This is a genomic window from Buttiauxella agrestis ATCC 33320 (assembly GCF_000735355.1).
Taxonomy (GTDB): Bacteria; Pseudomonadota; Gammaproteobacteria; order Enterobacterales; family Enterobacteriaceae; genus Buttiauxella; species Buttiauxella agrestis.
On sequence record NZ_JMPI01000028.1, the window covers coordinates 26,043 to 42,920 of the forward strand.

Annotated in this window: 7 protein-coding genes and 2 pseudogenes; 6 read left to right on the forward strand and 3 right to left on the reverse strand. The window is 52.4% G+C overall.

The genetic code is table 11. The features are described 5' to 3' along the window. The first annotated feature begins 165 nt into the window (after positions 1 to 165). Positions 166 to 1,332, forward strand: coding sequence for a methyl-accepting chemotaxis protein (locus GBAG_RS09395; RefSeq protein WP_034495349.1), 1,167 nt, complete (start codon positions 166 to 168; stop codon positions 1,330 to 1,332). A 40-nt stretch (positions 1,333 to 1,372) separates the two neighbouring features. Here the strand turns inward: GBAG_RS09395 and GBAG_RS09400 are convergent, their stop codons facing one another. After that, the gene (locus tag GBAG_RS09400; RefSeq protein ID WP_034495350.1) at positions 1,373 to 2,980 is read right to left on the reverse strand and encodes an ABC-F family ATP-binding cassette domain-containing protein; all 1,608 of its coding nucleotides are present in this window, start codon (positions 2,978 to 2,980) and stop codon (positions 1,373 to 1,375) included. A 200-nt stretch (positions 2,981 to 3,180) separates the two neighbouring features. Here GBAG_RS09400 and GBAG_RS09405 point away from each other — a divergent pair, with 200 nt between their 5' ends. The 5 genes from GBAG_RS09405 (at position 3,181) to GBAG_RS23240 (ending at position 14,089) form a co-directional block, all read left to right on the forward strand. Beyond that, a complete protein-coding gene (locus GBAG_RS09405; protein ID WP_034495352.1) occupies positions 3,181 to 3,636 on the forward strand; it encodes an NUDIX hydrolase in 456 nt (151 codons plus the stop codon). 10 nt (positions 3,637 to 3,646) lie between these two features. Further along, on the forward strand, positions 3,647 to 4,009 hold the full coding sequence (locus GBAG_RS09410) for a VOC family protein (protein ID WP_034495354.1): 363 nt from the start codon (positions 3,647 to 3,649) through the stop codon (positions 4,007 to 4,009). Between the two features lie 120 nt (positions 4,010 to 4,129). Beyond that, a complete protein-coding gene (locus GBAG_RS22710) occupies positions 4,130 to 4,294 on the forward strand; it encodes a YnfU family zinc-binding protein (protein WP_156104872.1) in 165 nt (54 codons plus the stop codon). A 182-nt stretch (positions 4,295 to 4,476) separates the two neighbouring features. Next, positions 4,477 to 13,065 carry a GH36-type glycosyl hydrolase domain-containing protein gene (locus GBAG_RS09415; RefSeq protein ID WP_034495356.1) on the forward strand — a complete coding sequence of 2,863 codons (8,589 nt, stop codon included), beginning with the start codon at positions 4,477 to 4,479 and terminating at the stop codon, positions 13,063 to 13,065. Between the two features lie 751 nt (positions 13,066 to 13,816). Further along, positions 13,817 to 14,089: an FKBP-type peptidyl-prolyl cis-trans isomerase N-terminal domain-containing protein gene (locus tag GBAG_RS23240; RefSeq protein WP_425591296.1), complete on the forward strand. Its 273-nt coding sequence runs from the start codon at positions 13,817 to 13,819 to the stop codon at positions 14,087 to 14,089. Here GBAG_RS23240 and GBAG_RS22495 read toward each other — a convergent pair. Both GBAG_RS22495 and GBAG_RS09425 read right to left on the reverse strand, forming a co-directional pair. Continuing rightward, positions 14,009 to 15,388 (reverse strand): annotated as a pseudogene (locus GBAG_RS22495) (pilin glycosylation ligase domain-containing protein); the annotation flags it as partial. The gene GBAG_RS23240 and the pseudogene GBAG_RS22495 overlap by 81 nt on opposite strands. 87 nt (positions 15,389 to 15,475) lie before the next feature. Next, positions 15,476 to 16,829: pseudogene (locus GBAG_RS09425) on the reverse strand (ISNCY family transposase). Between the last annotated feature and the right edge of the window lie 49 nt (positions 16,830 to 16,878).

A 16,878-nucleotide genomic window follows, 5' to 3' on the forward strand; every position in this document is an offset into this window, starting at 1 on the left:
TATCCACCCTACAAAACCCATTTATCACGCGACAAGTAAAGAAGTTTAAAAGACTCCTTCATTTACTTATGTCAGGAGATAGCTTCAATTTGTATTCCGGACTGGATTTTCGCTGAATACCCGCAATAAATAAAGGTACCAACAAAATAGTCTCCAGAGTTAAACATGCTTAACAATTACAGCGTCAGAACCGTTATCATTGTTTTTACAGCAGCCTCTCTGGTCATGATGGATGTCATGGCGTATTTATTATCAGCAAATATGCATTTTTACCTCATGCTGAATGGGATCGGCATCGTATTACTTTTAACGCTTTGGTTTTATATGACGCGATATCTGGTGAAGCCGATTAATGAAGTAAAAAGAAATATTGATGAAATCAACTCCGGGAATTTATCAATATCTATCCGCGAATTTGGTAATAACTGTGCAGGTAAATTAATCCCTGGCATAAACAGCCTCGCTAGAGAAATTTCCAGTCTGGTGATGGATATTAGAAAGTCTTCTAATTCGGCCAGTGTATTATCCGCAACGCTTGCTAATCAGAGTGCCGAACTTTCCGTAAAAACAGAACAGCAATCCGCCATGCTGATGCAAACTGCATCAAGCATGGAAGAAATCTCGGCTGGGACGAAAAGTAACGCAGAAAACACCCGTCAATTAAATACCATTACCAGCGAGGCTCATCAGTCCGCAGGCCATGGCAGCGAGCTAATGCAGAAGCTGACCGAGAACATGGTATCGATTACCCATTGCTCGAAGAAAATGACGGAAATCATCAGCATCATTGATGGCATTGCCTTCCAGACCAATATTTTAGCCCTGAATGCCGCCGTTGAAGCCGCGAGAGCTGGCGAACACGGTAAAGGTTTTGCGGTGGTCGCTGGTGAGGTCAGGGTGCTGGCGCAAAAAAGCTCAGAATCGGCGAAAAACATTAAATCGCTGATTGAAACGACCAATACCAATGTTTTGCAGGGGGCCAAACTGGTCTCAGAGGCAGAAAAAAATATGCAGGCCATCGTATCGGGGTCAGAAGATCTTAATATTTTGATGGAGCATATTTTCTTATCGACAAACGAGCAGGAAAAAGGGATTCAGCAAATTACGATTGCCTTGTCCGAGTTGGAAAAGGTCACGCTGAGTAATGCCGCAGTCGTTGATGAACTCGCTGAATCCTCTGACGTGCTTAAAAACCAGGTCGTCGAATTGCAAAACAGAACCAGCAATTTGCGTTTGAGTGATGAGCAAAATGTCGCGGCGGCGGTAATTGCACAACCGGTGCCAAAGAAGTTAATTAAAAATGCACCAGAAGGGCACTGGCAGACATTTTAACTCGTAGGGTGGATGACGCTTATCCACCCTATAAACCCATTTATTCCAGACACCAACTCCCTTCAGCAAGCGATAAACGCTCGGTTAAATTCAGATTCTTCAGGAACACCTCATCGTGTGAAACCACAACCATTGCTCCCTGGTAGTGGCACAACATGGTTTCGAGTGCCTGAATTGACGGTAAATCCAGATGGTTGCCAGGTTCATCAAGCAAAAGTAATTGCGGCGTGGGATCGGCATACAGCACACAAGCTAGCGCGGCTTTCAAGCGTTCGCCGCCGCTCAGTGAGCCGCTGGGCGCCTGGATTTTATCTGCGTCCAGGCCAATCTGCGCCAGCCGCATACGCAAATCGGCTTCCCCTGATATGCGATTGGTTTCCAGGATTTGCTCAAGAACCGTGCGCCGTGGATCAAGTGTGGCGAGGTGTTGATCAAGCCAGACACTCTGCTCAACAACCCGGCACTCTCCGGCTGAAGGCTTGAGTTTCCCCGCCAGAACTTTCAATAAGGTGGATTTCCCACAGCCGTTATTCCCGACGACACCGATACGTTGCTGGGCGGTTAACGTCAGATTCAACGGCGAGACAAAGTTAGCCACGAAGGGAAGTTGGACATCATTTAGTTCGCCAATCTGGCGACGCGAGGGCGAACTCACTGCCAGCGAATGCACGACGATGGCGGCGTTTTCCTCCACCTGGCTTGCCGCTTCGCGCACCCGTTGGTCGAGAGTCGAGAGCGTGGCGGCATGCTGCTGGTGCAATTTACCCGCTGATGCTTCACTTCGTTGCTTCTGTCCGCCGAGTAAAATTTTAGCCTGATTGGCTTCGCGCCCCTGGCGGTTTCCTCGCGCCTGCCGTTTTTCAAGGCGTTCTTTTTGCTCGCGAAGGGCTTTTTGTTCACGCTGACGCTCGCGTTTGCGTAATTCATACTGTTGCAGCGTGGCTTGTGTTTCCTGCGCTTTGAGCTGTGCATAGAGCGAATAGTTACCGCCGTAGCTGCTCAATCCTTGCGATGATAGCTCCACAATTCGCGACAGGGATTGCAGTAAATCCCGGTCATGGCTGACTACCAATAATCCTCCGGGCCAGCGCTGTAACTGTGCAATCAGTGCCTGTCGGGCGGCGCGGTCGAGGTGGTTGCTGGGTTCATCCAGAATCAAAAAATCGGCGTCGGAAAGCCATGCGCCAATCAGCGAAACGCGCATAGATTCACCGCCGCTTAACCGTTGGGCGGGCGTTGATGCTTCCAGGTATCCCAGGCCGCAGCGCTCCAGTTCATGTTGTAGCTGCTGACGGATATCCCAGTGGTTGCCGACAGTATCAAAATCCAGGGGAGACACACTGCCCATTTCGATACGTTCCAGCGCAGCAATAATATTCCCGACACCCGCCAGTTCAGCGACGGTTTTGTCTGCCCAGGCGGTAACTTGTTGCGCCAGGTAATACACCGAGCCGGAGCGGATACAGCGCCCGGACGACGGGGAGGTTTTGCCCGCCAGAATTTGTGCAAGCACGCTTTTCCCCACGCCATTGCGCCCGACCAGGCCAGTGTGTCGTGAGTCGAAACTTTCGTTAAGTTGAGTGAACAGCGGTGTGCCGTCAGGTAAGGTAAAACCAACGCTTTCCAGCGCGATATAAATATTCGTCATAGGTACTCCACAGATGCCAGAAACTGACCCGAAAATCCGGGGCAAGAACATTGGCCGTCACGGTGACGGCAGCATCAATAGCGCATTGGACGAATACCTATAGAGAAGAAATGAAGTGAGCTATTTTAATTCAGGAAACGATAAAGTAAAGAGTCGGATTTTTTTTGAGCAGAATCGCCTCGTCAGACAGGAGACTAAAATTGAGAAAGCGACCCGCAGCCAGATTGTTGATTATTGACGAAGCAGGGCGATTATTACTGTTCAGATACACCCACAAGGATGATGCGCTGGCAGGCAAGTCTTATTGGGCCACGCCGGGTGGTGGCGTTGAAGCAGGTGAATCCTTCGAGCAAGCCGCTATCAGGGAGCTACAGGAAGAAACGGGCATTGTTTGCCAGGATATGGGGGAGTCTGTCGCGCGCAGAGACTTCATCATGAAGCTACCCAGCGGGGAAATCGTTCAGGCGCAGGAGCGGTATTACGTGGTGCGCTCGGGCAGTCATGCGATAAATACCCAGTGCTGGAGCCATAATGAAGTTAAAATTATCAGCGACCATCACTGGTGGAGTGCGGACGAGTTACGCGCGACTTCTGATTTGGTTTATCCGCACAATCTGACTGAAATGATCGAAACAGCGTTTAAAAGCCATCAATAAGGAGAACTTTATGAGCGCAGAATTTAAAGGTGGGATTGATATTGCCATCAAAGTCCCGCCCCATCAGTTTCAACAGACACTCGATTTTTACCGCAATGTTCTCGGGCTTCCTGAGATCACCGATAAACCGCCTGCCACCGGGTTCGAACTTGGCCCGAACCGCTTGTGGATAGATGAAGCGCCTGCATTAAGCCAGGCTGAAGTTTGGCTCGAACTGTTTACCCCGGATTTCAAGCAGGCTGAAAAACATATTGCTGATTCTGGCGTTGTTCGCTGTGATGCGGTCGAGCCACTACCGGAGGGTTTTAAAGGAGGATGGGTGATGAGCCCATGCAATATCGTTCATATGCTTCGCGAACCTGAGGCCTGGTGAGATTTCGTTAACGGCGCACAAAAACGCAAACTAATCTATTGACGCAGAGCAACCGATAACTGTGCGTTATTTATTCAGGGCGTGATACGATGAACCTCATTCATTGAAAGGTAAATCATCATGTCCTTCTTAGATTCCGCAATGAAACGCTTCAAAAATGCCGCTAACGGCACCGTGACATGTCCGATCTGTGGCAACAAATCCCAGTTTGCCGCCAGCAAAATCCGTCAGGGGCAAACGTTGCTCTGCCCAAAATGCAAATCACTCTTCGTCGTTCCGCGCTGATTATTCTTTTTGGCACGCCTGACGAAAATCCCGCAAGAATAAAACGAACAAGTTTTAACCTATACTTTGAAGAATCTTGCAGCTGTTAAATCCCTGATGCCTGACACCCCATCCTGAGAGAACGTTTCTGATTTGATTGAACAACTGCTCCTGCGCGTTCACATCGCCTGACGAGCAAATTCATGAAATTAAATTTAAAACAGTGGTTTACCGCGAGTAACACACTGGAGCCCCATTCAGAAATTCCTGGCTGGTTGGGTACAGAACCCGCAAACGAAAGTCCTATCAAATCAGAGCTATTTTCTGCCGCTCAAATGGAACGTTACGGTCAGAAGCTGGCGCGTTCCCACAAAATATCGACCACCAGGCTGCCTTACTATTTGCTTAAACGCCTGGAAGATAACGAAGCGATCATTACCAGCAACTGTTATCTGCTCAACGCGGGTGAAAAATCAGGTATTACGCCTGCGGGTGAATGGCTGCTGGATAACTATTATCTGATCGAAGAACAGATCCGCGTGGTTCGCCATCATTTGCCCAAGAACTTTGGTAAGGGGCTTCCACCGCTCGCCGCTCCGCACAATTGCCCACGTATTTATGATATTGCCTCCGAAGCCATTGCGCATGCCGATGGGCGTTGGGATGCGGTCAGTCTCACCAGTTATATTGCGGCGTATCAGCAGGTAACGCCGTTAACACTCGGCGAGCTTTGGGCGCTGCCGGGCATGTTGCGCCTGGCGCTGATTGAGAATTTACGCCGGGTCAGTATCGAAGTGGCCGAAGCTCAGAAAGAGCGCAATCTGGCAGATGTCTGGGTAACGCGAATTTTTGAATGTGCCGAAAACACCCCAGCCGATTTGATTATGGTGATTGCGGATATGGCCCGTTCGCGCCCGCCATTAAGCAGTGCTTTTGTGGCGGAACTGGTTCGCCGCTTACAGGGGCGAGGGAATATGCTCTCTTTGCCGCTGACCTGGGTTGAACAGCGCCTGGCGGAAACCGGTGTCACGACCGATTATCTGATTCATCGCTTTAACCAGCAACTTGCCGCCAGCCAGCTTTCCGTCAGTAACAGCATCGCCGGTTTGCGCCTGCTTAGTGAAACCAACTGGGCAGATTTCGCCGAAGCCATGAGCCTGGTTGAACAAACATTGCGTAGCGATCCGTCGGGGATTTACCCGGCCATGCATTTTGATACCCGCGACCATTATCGGCACATCATTGAAATACTCGCCAGGCACAGCCATCACAGTGAGCCGGAAGTTGCGTGTCATATTCTGGGGATGGCTCAGGCTGCGGACGCCGCATCGCCGGGGCATCATGTGGGGTATTACTTAATCGGTGAAGGGCGCGTAGCACTTGAACAACAGCTTGGGGCCAATACGTCCTGGGTGGTGCGGTTGCGCCACAGCTTTAATCAAATTCCGCTGCTTTCCTGGCTGGGTAGTCTCAGCCTGTTGACGACTGCCTTTACTGCCCACGTATTGTCCCGTACCCATGAACAAGGTATGACCTGGCCGCTGGTGCTTCTGGCGCTGCCGTTGGTGGTGATAGTCAGCCAGTTAGCAGTCAATTTGCTGAGTGAAGCCACAACCCGCTTTCGCTCACCCATGCCGTTGCCACGCATGGATTTCTCGACGGGCATTCCGCCTGAGTTTTGCTCGATGGTGGTGATTCCTTGTCTGCTCACCAGTCGGGCGGGAATCGACCGTCTGCTTAACAGCCTGGAAGTGTGCTATCTCGGTAATAACACGCCAAACCTGTACTTTGCATTACTGACGGATTTCGCCGACTCCCCGGATGAAAATTCGGTGGCAAATGACGAGTTGCTGCACTGGGCGGAAGCGCAAATGCAGAATCTGAACCGGCGCTATGCCTCTGTCTCCCAGCCTCTGTTTTTCCTGCTTCACCGCTCGGCGCAGTGGAATGAACAGCAAAACGTCTGGATGGGGTATGAGCGTAAGCGCGGCAAACTGTCGATGCTGAACAGTTGGTTACGCGAACCCGCAGCGCAGTTTTCTGAAGTCCACGGCAATGTCATCACGCCACCCTCCGGCGTGAGATATGTCATCACCCTGGATAGCGATACCGTTCTGCCGCGAGATACAGCTCATAAACTGGTGGCGACGATGGCGCACCCGCTCAATCACCCGGTATACGACCCGGTAAAACAGCGCGTCGTGAAAGGGTATGGGATTTTGCAGCCTGGGCTTGCGGAGGAAATTCCGCGTGACGGGCAGGGGCGTTATGCGGCGATGTCCAGTAATGTGCCGGGGAATGACCCGTACTCGATGATGTCATCGGATATTTATCAGGACTTGTTTGGCGAAGGATCTTTTGTCGGGAAGGGCATTTATGATGTCGATACTTTTGCGCAAGCCACGCGTAATACCTGCCCGGAAAACCTGGTACTGAGCCATGATTTACTTGAAGGATGCTATGCCCGCTCGGGGTTGCTCAGTGAAGTTCTGCTTTACGAGCAGTACCCTAATAATTACCTGACTGATGTATCCCGACGTACCCGCTGGATACGCGGTGACTGGCAGTTGCTTAACTGGCTGAAATTCAACGTCAGAAAGGCAGACGGAACGCATGACAAAAACCCGCTGACCACGCTTTCACGCTGGAAATTGCTGGATAATTTACGCCGCAGCCTGGTCGCTCCGTCATTTCTGATACTGCTGTTTTGCGCCATTTTACTGGTGCCGAATCCCTTGTTCTGGCTGGCGGTGCTGGCCGTTGTGCTGCTACTTCCTGGCGCGTTGGTTCTGGCCCAGGATATTGTGAATAAACCCGCCCGACGACCGTTCTTGCAGCATCTCAAACTGGTTTCTTACGGAGGGCTTAAACGTCTGATGCGCGTTGGCATGGGGTTTATCACGCTTCCTCATGAAGCCGGGTATTCGCTTCAGGCCATTGCGGTAACGTTATGGCGTCTGAGCATTAGCCATCACAACCTCAATCAGTGGGCCAGTTTTGACCAACACGTGTCAGGAGCCAAAACATCACCGCTGCGTTTTTATCGTGCGATGTGGCTCAATGTGGTTTCAGGTATGGCGTTAATCGCTGTGACATCCTGGCTTTCACCGATGCTGCTGTTTTTTGCGGTGCCCATTGGCGTTCTGTGGTGCCTGGCTCCTTTGTTATTAAGCTGGTTGAGCCGCGAACCTGTCCGCCAGGCCATCACGTTTAATGCTGAAAACAAACGCCTGTTGCGCCAGAGTAGCCGCGAGATCTGGGCCTTTTTTGAAACGTTTGTCACTGAGAAAGAAAACTGGCTGCCGCCGGATAACTACCAGGAAATTCCCCAGCCGGTGATTGCGCACCGCACTTCGCCGACCAACATCGGTTTGTCGCTGATGGCCAACCTGACGGCGTGGGATTTTGGTTATATTCCGCAAGGTGACATGCTGCAACGCATCACGCTGACGCTCGACACGCTGGATAAAATGGAGCATTACCGGGGGCATTTATATAACTGGTACGACACGCGCACCCTGGTTCCGCTCAATCCGCGCTATGTCTCAAGTGTGGATAGCGGGAATATGGCCGGGCATTTGCTTACCCTTAGCGCGGGTTTAACCGGGCTGCGTAACCAACCTATCCTTAACACCCGGCAATTGCTGATGGGGCTTGAGGATACGTTGCAAATCCTCGAGAAAACCTGGGGTCAACATGCCCCGACGTCGTTGCGCCAGTTACACAACCATTGCAAAACGGCGTTGACACTCCATCCGTCGTTACTCTTCCCAGAACTGAAAAATATGCGGGCGCAAAGTAATCGCCTGCACGCCCTGTGTAGTCACGAGGACGGGAGGATTCGCCGCTGGGTGGATCATCTTCAGCATCAGTTAGTGCTTATCTGCCACGAGTGGGCGCACTTTCTCAGTTGGCTGCCCGCGCAGTGGGAGAGTGAATCGCTACCCACGCTGTCCTGGCTGGCGCAGGCGAAACACAGCGGCGAAGGCACACCCCCGGAATCCGTGATTCGCCAGGCTCGCACACGTCTGGATATTATTACCGAGCTGGAACAACGCCTGACTGAACACGCCCGAATGGATTTCGTCTTCCTGTATAACGAAGTCACCAGCCTGTTGAGTGTGGGATATAACTGCGATAACAATAAGCTCGATAACAGCCACTACGATTTACTGCCCTCTGAAATTCGCCTGACCAGTTTCCTCGCGATTGCCACCAATCAGTTACCGCTGAAAAGCTGGTTTGCGCTGGGGCGACTTTTTACCACCATTGATAACGAAACGGCGTTGATGTCGTGGAGCGGATCAATGTTTGAATATCTGATGCCAAACCTGGTGATGCCGACCTATCCCGGAAGCCTGCTCGAAGAGATGAGCCAGTCGGCGGTGAAACGCCAGATTGACTGGAGCAAAGAGCGGGGCGTGCCGTGGGGGATTTCAGAGTCGGGCTACTATTCCTTCGATGCACTGCAAAATTATCAGTATCACGCTTTTGGTGTGCCAGGGCTTGGCTTACGCCGTGGGCTTGCGGATGACATGGTGATCGCCCCATACGCCACCATGATGGCGTTAACTATCTCGCCGCATAAAGCCTGTGAAAATCTTCTGAAACTTGAGAAAAACGGCGCTCGTGGTGAATACGGTTTTTATGAGTCGCTGGACTACACGCCGTCACGCCTCGCCAGCGGCCAGATGTATGCCGTGGTGCGTTCGTGGATGGCGCACCACCAGGGAATGGCATTCCAGGCACTTTCGCATGTGCTTTCAGGTGCGCCGATGGTAGACAGATTTATGACCAGCCCGGCGTTTCAGTCGGCACGTTTGTTATTGCAAGAACGGGTGCCTGATGCGGTTGAGTTGTACAGCCCGCGCCGTCATTTCGAATCTCACGAAGGGGTACTGCAACCGGTTCAGTATGAAACCCGCGAGTTTACTGATGTTGATAGCCTGATTCCCGAAGTCCAGTTGTTATCGAATTCAAATTATCACCTGATGGTTAGCCAGTCAGGCGGCGGTTACAGCCGCTGGAAAGACCTTGCGCTAACCCGCTGGCGCAGCGACGCGACCTGCGATAACTGGGGCGCGTTTTGTTATATCAGTGACCCTGTCACAAATGAAGTGTGGAGTAATACCTGGCAACCGCTCGGTGAGCCGGTCAGCCAGTACGACGCGATCTTTACCGATGCCGGAGCCGAGTTCAAACTTGTGGCGGGAACGGTTGGCGTGAAAACGCAGATTGTTGTCTCCCCCGAAGATGACATTGAGTTGCGCCGCGTGACGCTGCTGCACCGCGGGCGGCAACCGCGCACCATCGAGCTGACGACTTATGCCGAAGTGGTTCTGGCACCCAATGAAAGTGACATGGCGCATCCGGCATTCAGTAATTTGTTTATTCAGACGGAGCTGGTCCCTGAGCAGCACGGCATTCTTTGCCATCGTCGCCCTCGCTCGCCGGATGAACGTTGCCCGTGGATGTTTCATACCATGGTGGTACACGGGCAGGCGCAAAACGAAATCTCGTTTGAAACTGACCGCGCCAAATTCCTGGGGCGCGGAAGAACGCCAGCCAATGCCGTTGTGACTGAACAAGGCGGTTTGCTCAGTAATAGCGTCGGGCCAGTGCTCGACCCGATTCTGGCCATTCGCCAGTCCATCGTTTTACAGCCTGGCTTGCCGGTGACGGTCGATATTATTTATGGCGTGACGGAAAGCCGCCAGCAAAGCCTGGCATTGGTGGAGAAATATCATGACCATCCGATTGCCGATCGCGTATTTGAACTCGCGTGGTCGCATAGCCAGATAGTCTTGCGCCAGATTAACGCCAATGAAGACGATGCAACGCTGTTTAACCGCCTGGCAAGCGCGGTGCTTTTCCCTGGCCCAGAACTGCGTGCGGATGCGAAAACGCTGTGTCGTAACCGGCGCGGGCAGTCAGGTTTGTGGGGATGGTCTATTTCCGGCGACCTGCCGATTGTCATTCTTAATATCACCAGTGATGAAAGTATTCTGCTCATCACCACCATGATTCAGGCGCACCATTACTGGCGCTTAAAAGGCCTGGCCGTCGATTTAGTGATTCTCAACGATAACCCTGGGGGCTATCAGCAGGAGTTACAAAATCAGATAGTAGAACTGCTGATGGCCGGTTCTGAAGCCAGCCAGATAGACAAACCCGGCGGTATCTTTGTGCGTAACGGCGAGCATATGTCGGCAGAAGACCGGCTTTTGTTGCTGAGTGTGGCGCAAATTGTCCTGGATGATCGCGCTGGTGGCCTGAAAGAGCAGCTCAATCAGCGGCTTCAGGTAACGATCCCAACCCAGCAGGCGTTTATTGCGCGCATTGCTATACCGGCTAACCAGCACGAACCGTGGCAGCCGGATACCCGCGCTCTGGTGTTTTTCAACGGTCGCGGCGGGTTTTCGCAAGATGGCCGTGAATACCAGATTACGCTTGATGAAAACGACCAGACGCCCGCGCCGTGGGCAAACGTGCTGGCGAATGCCAATTTTGGCACCGTCATTTCTGAAGCGGGACAAGCCTATACCTGGTATGAAAATGCCCATGAGTATCGCCTCACTCCGTGGGAAAACGATCCGATCAGCGATCGTTCCGGGGAGGCGTATTATCTACGTGATGAAGAAAGCGGCGCCGTCTGGTCGCCCACCACGTTACCGGTGCGCGGCAACGGGCACTATCTTACCCGTCACGGTTTTGGTTACAGCGTTTTCGCGCACCGTGAAACAGGCATCGACACGGAATTAACGGTGCTGGTGGCGGAACATGCCCCGGTCAAAATCGCCATTCTGACGCTCAGTAACACCTCCGGGCGCACGCGCAAAATCTCCGTTACCGGTTATGTGGAATGGGCGCTGGGTGAATCGCGTAGCAAATCGGCGATGCATGTGGTGACTCGCGCCTCGACGACCGGGCTTGGCTGTGGGGTGCTGGCGAATAATTTCTACAGTAGCAATGGGTCGGAAAGAACCGCTTTCTTTGCGGTGACGGGCGTGCATTGTTCAGTGACGGGCGACCGACGGGAGTTTTTGGGGCGCAATGGTTCACAGCGTGATTCGGCGGCCATGAAACAGCGCACTTTGTCGGGTAAAACCGGTGCGGGGCTGGACCCGTGCGGTGCGATTCAGTCTGCCACCACCATCATCGACGGCGATCAGCGGACATTTATTTTTGTGCTGGGTATCGGGCAGAACACGCAGGATGCGGAGCAGATGATTAACCAGTATCTGAACGAAGATGCCGCCCGCAGCGAGCTGGCCAATGTTCACAGTTACTGGCATCGCATGCTTGACCAGATTGTCATTTCCACGCCTGACCCTGCCGTTAACTTGCTTGCCAATGGTTGGCTGCTGTATCAGACCATCGCTTGCCGCCTGATGGCTCGCAGCGGCTACTACCAGTCTGGTGGCGCTTTCGGGTTCCGCGATCAGCTTCAGGATACGCTGGCTCTGAGCCATGCCGCGCCAGAACGCCTGCGCGAGCAAATCCTGCTCTGCGCTTCGCGTCAGTTTGTGGAAGGCGACGTGCAACACTGGTGGCATCCGCCGTTAGGCAATGGTGTTCGCACCCGTTGTTCCGATGATTATCTCTGGCTGCCGCTGTCTATTTGCCATTACGTGGCGACGACCGGTGACATCGGCTTACTCGAACATCCTTTGCCGTACCTTGAAGGCCGTGAATTGCAGCCGGGCGAAGAGTCGGCCTATGAACAGCCGATTATCAGCGCGCTGGAAGAAACGCTGTGGCAACACGGGGTAAAAGCCATTCGCCACGGTTTGCGTTTTGGTCAACACGGTTTGCCTTTGATGGGTGCGGGAGACTGGAACGATGGCATGAATCTCGTCGGGCTGGAAGGCAAGGGCGAGAGCGTCTGGCTGGGGTTCTTCCTCTATGATGTTTTGCAGCAATTTACGAAGCTTGCCGAACAAATCCACGATGACGAAACCGCCACGCTGTGCCGTGAAGAGGCGGCAAAACTGCAAATCAAACTTGAGGCGAGTGCCTGGGATGGCGCCTGGTATCGCCGGGGCTATTTTGATAGCGGGGAGGCGCTCGGGTCGCAGAGTGCGAAAGAGTGCCAGATTGATGCTATTGCCCAAAGTTGGGCGGTGTTGTCGGGCGCGGGAAGTGCGGAACGTTGTGCGCAAGCGATGCAGGCGCTGGACTCACGCCTGGTTGATAGCGAGGTCGGGCTGATAAAACTGCTGACGCCACCATTTAACGGCAATGGGCCAAACCCCGGTTATATTCAGGGGTATCTGCCTGGCGTGCGTGAAAACGGCGGGCAATATACTCACGGGGCTATTTGGGCGGTGATGGCTTTTGCCCGCAGCGGCAATATCGAACGGGCCTGGCAACTCTGGGCGCTGATCAATCCGATAAATCACGGCCTTAATGCAGATGCGATAGCGCGTTACAAAGTCGAGCCATACGTGATGACGGCGGATATTTACAGCGTTGCGCCGCATACCGGGCGCGGTGGCTGGAGCTGGTATACCGGTTCGGCAGGCTGGGCGTATCGGTTAATCATCGAAACGTTGCTGGGGATTGAACGCCACGGCGATTCGATCACCGTTCACCCGTTACTACCGCGCGACTGGCCTTCAGTGAGCCTGGTTTATCGCTACGGTTCAAGTGATTATCAGATTAACGCGCAGCGTAGTACGGGGGACTATCAACTGATAGTGGATGGCGTGCCGTTACCCGGGAATACCATACCGTTGTTGGATGATGGTCAACGGCATGTGGTGGAAATAAGCCTGGGGGCTACGGCCTAAAAGGCGGCCAACCGCTATGGTTCCAGCGCCGTTAGCTCAGGTGGCCATTCCCGGGGTCGTTTATCGGGTGCTTGATTCGAAGGAGCTGTCAGCAAATCTGATGATGGTCAGTCGTAAAGACGAACCCAGCGCCGCGGTAATGGCTTACTTGAATCACTGCCGTCGATACGGTTGTCGCGCTGGAGAATGAAATATCAGTGGTATTAGTCACCAGGGGAATGAGGCGGATTAATAAATGGATTCCGCCTTACCTTAGTTGTTTTCCTGTGCCTTAACATTCCGGTCTGAAATAAGACTTTTTAATGTTTTGAAAACGATAAAGTTTAAATGATGATGCTTTAACCTTGCCTTATCGGCGTAAATTTTTTGACAGTTGACCCAAATGAAATGTAAATCACTTTTATATTTAACCATCGTGACATGTTTATATTCGCAAACACAGGCATGGGCCGAATCTCCCCCTCCATCATCTGTGAATGTGGATGTACCCGCTCAAGCCGAGGTTCCGGACGCGAAGCCTGAAGACACCACGAAAATAACGCCGCCAGCCGCTACAGTCCCACCGGCCAATGAGGCCAATGCACCAGTGCCTGAGGAAAGTAAAAATTCCGCCCCCGAGCCGACGTCGCTGCCGGTGATCCCGGCCGAAACGGTGAGTGAAGAAAAACCGGCGGAGGCGGCTAAAGAGAGCGCACCAGTATTTAAACTCGACAGCGAAGAACAAAAACGTGCCTACGCATCCGGCGTGGGCATGGCCAAATATATTGAAGATCAGATAGCTGAACAGAAATTACTGCATATGACGCTGGATAAAGACATTCTGCTGGCCGGGATGATGGACGCCTTTAACCATCAGCAGAAAATGAGCGATAACGAGGTGCGTGACACTTTGTCTGTGTTTGACGAGCAAGTTAAGGTTCTGACGGCGGCTGAAAATCGGGCGCTGGCGAATCATTTCAATAGTGGATTTTATAATGTAAATCCTTTCGCTGTTCGAGCCTTCTTTATCGACAATTGCAACTAATAATTCCAGCCAGTGGCTATTCTTCAATAACTCACCGATAGCAACGCCGCAAAGGGAAAGGGCGATCAGCAGCAAGATTTTTCGGGGCTGGAGGCGGTAAATGACACACATCAGAGCCAATACAGCTGTGCTACCAAGGTAGCCGATCCGTGACTGAAGAATCACCAACATCGCAGGAAGCAAAAACACAGCGAGGCGGCAAAAATTTGTTAGCAGGCGGTTTGCTGTATTCAAGCAAAACCATAGTGCGATGGCATAGCCGGTGGCAAGGAAACTGGCAAGCACGTTGATTTGCTGGAATATACCGTACGGGCGCGTCCCGGGAACGAACTCCATCCAGTTATCATAGCTATGTGTTGTGAACTGCCAGAGCGTGATACTCCACTCCATCAACGCACCAACTAACACGCTTAACAATAGTAACTTTCTTTGCTGTGAGCTAAAAGGCATCAGGGTTAACACCCAAAATAGCGCGATCCCACCCCATAAACCCGCGAGGCGAATATAGGCAGTGCTGGAGACAACTTGTGAAGTGTAAAGTGCGGGTAGGCTCAACAAGATGCCACCTAGAATAAAGAGTTTAAGTGACTGGGGTAGGGCGTGCACGGGTAAGCTAAATAATAAAATCCCGGCAACAAAAATAACTAGCGAAATAATACCCCAACACAAAATATTGCCAGGTAGTTTCAAACCTAAACCACCTAACGGCTCCGGCGTATAAGGATAATCGCTGCCGTACAAAACATGTTTGGGGTCAGCGATTTCCAGCAGCGCATTAAGCTGTCGAGGCAGTGGGAAACCGGCCAGGTCGTAATACATGCCGCGCAACGAGGTCATGAATTTTTCCGCATCCAGTTTTTCAGGCAGACCGAGCGCAGGAGAAAGACCCGCCACACGATCGGCCAGCACCGGGATTGTCGCCCCTGCATGCGGCACGATAATTTGCACATTCGGGAAGCGATCCAGGGTCCCGGAAAGCAGCAGATTAAATACTGCTCGCGTAGTTTCGAACATAAATTCAATCATCGGGTACGGATAGCCAATCGGTGGCAGCGCTTCGGCATTTTCACCTTTTGGCTGTACCTGACAGCACGGACAATGCGGGTTGGTCGGGTGAATGAACACTTTCGCGTGCCGACGATTCAGTTCCTCAAACACCGGATCAAAGCGGGCATCTCCCAGATAAACTCCGTGGAAATTACTTTCCAGCACCACGCCATCGGCCTTCAGGGTATCAAAGGCATATTCCAGTTCACGCAGCGCGCCGTCGACATCCGGCAGCGGCAAGGTGGCAAACATGCCAAAGCGCTGAGGATTATCGTGCGCAGCGGTGGCACCTTTGATGCTGGTCAGCCGTAAAGACGAACCCAGCGCCGCCGTGCAGGCCTATCTTACCCACACCCGTTCGAGCATATCGTCCTGATCCAGGGAGCGCTGGGATTTCTTCGTCGTGGGGGCTTTACGCCTGCGTGAAGGACCGTCTCCGGATGGCACTGATTGTGACCGGTTATTATCCCGTTCGGCCTGTACCAGTTGCGCCATTTCCAGTGCCCGGCCCAGGCGCTTATTGTCTACAATGGCCCCCTGATCGATTTCAGAAAGCTTGTCATAGGTGGAGTAGGGAAGTGATACGCCATTAAGCCGGAGCTCTTTATGCCCGCCAGGGTAATGCCAGACATCGATGTATTTACCAATCGCCCGACGACTGAATTCGCTGTCTTCAATCAGGTAAAGGACTTTGTCGTACTGCACAGTGAGTGATTTCGACACTTTGCGAGCTTCACGCCAGTTAAACACCATATCAAGGTCATCATCGACATCCAGTTCCCGATGAACATCAAACGCCTGGCGAGGCGCTTTTGCGAAACGACGGTTGTAATCGTTCATGAATTCTTCGGCAAATGCGTTCGCAGCTTCCATGGAACTGATGCCCTGGAGCCTGAGTTCCTTGACCAGGCGGTCCTGAAGCGTCAGGTGCGCCCGTTCAACGCGGCCTTTGGCAGCACTGGTTTCTGCACAAATAGTCTGAATGTTCAGTTCATGCATCGCACGGCCAAACTGGGTATCGCCGTCGCCGCCGGTTGCGTTTTTATTGTTGATCCTGAATACACTGGCTTTGTCGCTGTAAAGCGCCAGCGGCTTGCCATGTTTTTCAATATAGCCCCGGGTCGCTTCAAAATAGGTGAAAGTAGACTCAGATTTCACGAAAAGCAGCTGCATTAAACGACTGGTTGCGTCATCAACGTAAACCAGTGCCGTACAGGTTTTCAAACCAGTGGTGGTCGCAGCCGTCGATTTGTATGAGTTCACCGGCACAGGCTCGGCGGTAGCGCGGTTGCTGAATTTTTGGCGCACGTTGCTTACGTGGCACCCAAAGACTGGCCTGAGTCATCAGTTTACGGACAGTTTCTTTAGAAAGATGAACGCCGTGAACCTCAGACAGTTTTTCACATGCCAGCGTCGGCCCGAAATCGTTATAGCGCTCGCGAATAATATTCAGCGCGTATGCGGCCAGTCCCTGAGGCAACTGGTTGTTACTGGATTTACCACGACGGCGGCTGGTCATGCCAAGCGGACCATCTTCACGATAACGCTCAAGCAGACGGCGGCACTGACGGTCGGAGATACCAAGCCGGTGAGCTGCCATCTGTGTTGTCAGACGCCGGTCGATGACGTCCTGAATGATCTTGAGTCGGTTAACTTCATCCAATGTGAAAAACTCCGCTGCGAGAGCCGTCATGGTAATCCTTACTTGATTATACACGCCGGACATCTTAACTTAGCCCAGA

Coding starts and splice junctions, on each gene's coding strand:
- GBAG_RS09410 (WP_034495354.1), top strand. CDS start 3,647: ATGAGCGCAGAATTTAAAGGTGGGATTGATATTGCCATCAAAGTCCCG.
- GBAG_RS22710 (WP_156104872.1), top strand. CDS start 4,130: ATGTCCTTCTTAGATTCCGCAATGAAACGCTTCAAAAATGCCGCTAAC.
- GBAG_RS09415 (WP_034495356.1), top strand. CDS start 4,477: ATGAAATTAAATTTAAAACAGTGGTTTACCGCGAGTAACACACTGGAG.
- GBAG_RS09400 (WP_034495350.1), bottom strand. CDS start 2,980: ATGACGAATATTTATATCGCGCTGGAAAGCGTTGGTTTTACCTTACCT.
- GBAG_RS23240 (WP_425591296.1), top strand. CDS start 13,817: ATGGCCAAATATATTGAAGATCAGATAGCTGAACAGAAATTACTGCAT.
- GBAG_RS09395 (WP_034495349.1), top strand. CDS start 166: ATGCTTAACAATTACAGCGTCAGAACCGTTATCATTGTTTTTACAGCA.